Source organism: Actinocrinis sp. (genome assembly GCF_035605935.1).
Taxonomy (GTDB): domain Bacteria; phylum Actinomycetota; class Actinomycetes; order Streptomycetales; family Catenulisporaceae; genus Actinocrinis.
Genome location: NZ_DATNGK010000280.1, coordinates 1 through 2,451 on the forward strand (window position 1 = coordinate 1; position 2,451 = coordinate 2,451).

Here is a 2,451-nt window from a genome sequence, read left to right on the forward strand (position 1 = left end):
GGACAGTCCGCGCTGCTTGAGCACCGACTTGAGCGCGTGGTACGTCTCGGCGCCCCAGCGCAGCGCCTCGGCGAAGGTCGGCGCGCCGATCGGGGCGATCATGAACTCCTGCACGTCCACGTTGGAGTCCGCGTGCGCGCCGCCGTTGAGAATGTTCATCATCGGCACCGGCAGCATGTGCGCGTTCGGCCCGCCCAGGTAGCGGAACAGCTGCAAGCCGGAGGAGTCCGCGGCCGCGCGGGCCACGGCCATCGACACGCCGATGAGCGCGTTCGCGCCGAGCCGCGACTTGCCAGGCGTCCGGTCAAGGTCGATAAGCGCCTGGTCAATGAGCCGCTGGTCGTCGGCCTCGTGTCCGAGCAACTCATCCTGGATCTCCTCGGTGACGGCATCGACGGCCTTGGTGACCGCCTTGCCGCCGTACTCGGCACCACCGTCACGGAGTTCCACGGCCTCGAAGGCGCCGGTGGACGCCCCGCTCGGCACGCCGGCCCGGCCCACAGAACCGTCGTCGAGTACGACCTCGACCTCCACGGTCGGGTTGCCCCTGGAATCCAGGATCTGCCTGGCATGCACCGCTTCAATGGACGCCACCGTCAACTCCTTGCCTGTCCAAACCGCAGTTATCTGGCATCTGGCATAGAGCGTAGTGGAGTCCACTTCCGCTCGCGAAGAGGGCTCGCCGGGCGGCGCCAGTCCCGCGCCATCTCGGCGGCGCCTAGGAACATGCACCGCGAGCCCCGGTGTGGACGCTCTTCGCGTCCTGCCCGAACTGGCTGCTGGCCTGGCTGGCGGGCGCCCGCCACTGCGTGAAGCTCACCGAGGTGCCAAGTTCCCAGCCCATGAAGCACCACGGGCCGCTGTACTTGTTGTCGTAGAACTTGTTGTTCTGGTGGAACGCGATCGCGGTGGGGACGATGTCCGCCTTGTACGGGCTCCATGCCGGGTCGCTGCCGTACTCGGAGAACACGCCGTTGTAGCCGCAAAGGTGCGCGGCCGTGCACGTCTTGCCGACGGCCGACGGTGTGAACGTGAACTGGTTGAACTCGACAAGCGCGTTCTGCGTCTTCCAGCGGCAGGCGGCGAAGTACGGGTGCGTCTTGATCAGGGACGCGTTGCCGCAGGTCTTCAGCGTCGCCTGCGGGTCCACCAGCGTGCAGTAGCCGGAGCTCGTGTTGTCAGGGGACGCGCAGTACCGGTTGGAGTTCTCCCAGAGGATGACTCCTCCCCAGTTGTTCAGGAAGACGTTGTGCGCGATCAGGAACGGCGAGTTCTGGTAGTTCGAGTCCACCCGGCTGTCGGTGCCCGACTCCGAGATGTAGATCGCGCTCGTGGGGAAGCCGGTGGTCTTCGGACCGTCTATCAGACCGTTGCGAATGAAGGTGTTGTACTCGATCACCGCGTTGTAGCTGATCTCGTACATCAGGCCGACGTTGTGGTTGTCCTCGATGTAGTTGCCCGCGAACTCGAAGCCGGCGTTGTTCGTGTCCGCCCAGAGCCCGACGCTGGTGTTGTCGTGGACCCAGTTGCTCGTCACCGTCGCGTTGATGACGTTCCAGAACTTGCCGCCGCCGCTGCAGCCGCAGCCGGGCTGCTTCGCCTCGTAGTCATAGGTGTCGTTGCCCGCGATCTCATTGTGATCGAGCACGAGGCCATTTATCTCGCCGCTGTTGGAGTAGGCGTTGAAGCCGTACTGCTGGTTGTCCTGCAGGCAGTCCCAGCTGAGTTCGTTGTGGCTGCCGAGCATGACCCCGGCGCCGGCGTTGTCGGCGATCGTCGAGTGGGAGATCGTCCAGTAAGAGCCCGAGTCGTGGTTGACGACGCCCTGCTGCGAATTGCCGCCCAGGGTGCCGAAGTTCCTGATCGTCAGGTACTCGATCGTGACGTGCTGCGCGGTGCCGTCGAAGGCGGAGTCGTTATTGTGCTGCCCGTCGAGGATCGCGCCGGGTGCGCCGATGTAAGTGTCGTGGTCGGCCGGCTCGATGTTGGCGAACTGTCCCGTGCCGAGCGTGTGGACGCCCGGCGCGAACCAGTAGGTCGCGTTCGCCTGGTTGAAGGTGAAGTCCGAGTTGTCGCCCGCCGGAACGCTGATCGCCCCGTTGGGCGCCGTCGAGGGGCCAGTGAGCACGGAGTCGCTGCCGCACACCTTGGCGGGCGGCGTTGTCGGCGCCGCCTTGATGACCGAGGGCGTTGGCGGCGCCGCCGGCGCGGTTCCAGCTTGTGTGGGCGCGGCCGACCCGGTGGCCGATTGCGTGCTCTGCGAACCGCCGCCGCCGCCGGTGCAGGCGGTCAGGACCGCGACGACCGTCCCGGCGACCGCCGCCCCGAGGCTTACCCGCGCAAATCGCCGCCGACCAGCCATCCGGCCTCCTCAGTAATCGCTGATTTCCTGCAGGTCGTCCGGTATCGAAGCGAATTATCCGCCCGCTGGAACAATGAATGGTTATTTTG

1 protein-coding gene and 1 pseudogene are annotated in these 2,451 nt (G+C 65.9%); both read right to left on the reverse strand.

What is annotated here, in order from left to right:
* Positions 1 to 594: pseudogene (gene eno / locus VN779_RS22835) on the reverse strand (phosphopyruvate hydratase); the annotation flags it as partial.
* A gap of 124 nt (positions 595 to 718) precedes the next feature.
* Positions 719 to 2,362 carry a right-handed parallel beta-helix repeat-containing protein gene (locus tag VN779_RS22840; RefSeq protein WP_325726723.1) on the reverse strand — a complete coding sequence of 548 codons (1,644 nt, stop codon included), beginning with the start codon at positions 2,360 to 2,362 and terminating at the stop codon, positions 719 to 721.
* Positions 2,363 to 2,451: the final 89 nt, after the last annotated feature.

What these genes read in the sequence shown, in the direction of transcription:
- VN779_RS22840 (WP_325726723.1), bottom strand. Translation starts at nt 2,362, where the DNA reads ATGGCTGGTCGGCGGCGATTTGCGCGGGTAAGCCTCGGGGCGGCGGTC.